We start from the raw sequence: 937 nt of genomic DNA, 5'->3' as shown, positions 1-937 counted from the left end.
TCCTGAGCATCCAGCAAATTTTGGTCGACTGTGCGTTAAAGGAAGTCGCTTACTAGATACCTTAGAAGATAGTGGGCGCTTACTTTTTCCTGAAGTTAGTGGGAAGCAGGTTCCTTGGGAAGCTGCGACCAACGAAGTGGCTCAGCGCTTTCAAGATATTATTGATGAGCATGGCCCAGACAGCGTTGCACTGTATGTATCGGGGCAATTACTAACGGAAGATTATTACGTCGCAAACAAGTTGATGAAGGGTTATATCGGGTCTGCCAATATCGATACGAACTCTCGTCTGTGCATGTCCTCAGCAGTTGCTGCACATAAACGCGCATTTGGATCAGATGTCGTACCGTGTAGTTATGAGGATTTAGAGCAAACGGAATTGCTCGTTTTTATAGGCTCAAATGCGGCTTGGACACATCCTGTTCTGTTTCAACGCGTTGAGCGTGCGAAACAAATAAATCCAAATCTAAAAATTGTATTTATCGATCCACGTCGCACAGCAAGTTGTGAAGTCGCAGATCTTCATCTCCCTCTGAAAGCAGGAAGTGATGTTGCCTTGTTTAACGGTTTGCTCGCCTATCTGGCAGAGCATGATGGGCTTGATAAAGCTTATATTGATCAGTCGGTTGAAGGAGTTGAGCAAGCAGTAGAGGCCGCACAGTCTTTCACTATTGAGAAGGTCGCACAGCTATGTGATTTGCCTGAGCAAGATGTAGAAGAGTATTACGCAAGCTTTGCGCAAACAGATAAGGTGATTAGCTTTTTCTCGATGGGCGTGAATCAGTCGAGTGCTGGCGTTGATAAAGCTGCGAGTATTATCAATTGTCATCTTGCGAGTGGAAAAATCGGCAAAGAAGGGTGTGGACCTTTCTCTATTACCGGTCAACCAAATGCAATGGGCGGTCGAGAAGTAGGCGGTTTGGCCAACTTGCTGGCT

At 45.9% G+C, this 937-nt stretch carries 1 protein-coding gene; it reads left to right on the top strand.

The window, feature by feature from the left end:
- The coding region (locus tag A3762_RS16490) for a molybdopterin-dependent oxidoreductase (protein ID WP_156493528.1) at positions 1-937 on the top strand (937 nt) is incomplete at both ends.

The organism is Oleiphilus sp. HI0125 (assembly GCF_001635355.1).
This window is presented reverse-complemented; position numbering and strand designations above follow the sequence as displayed.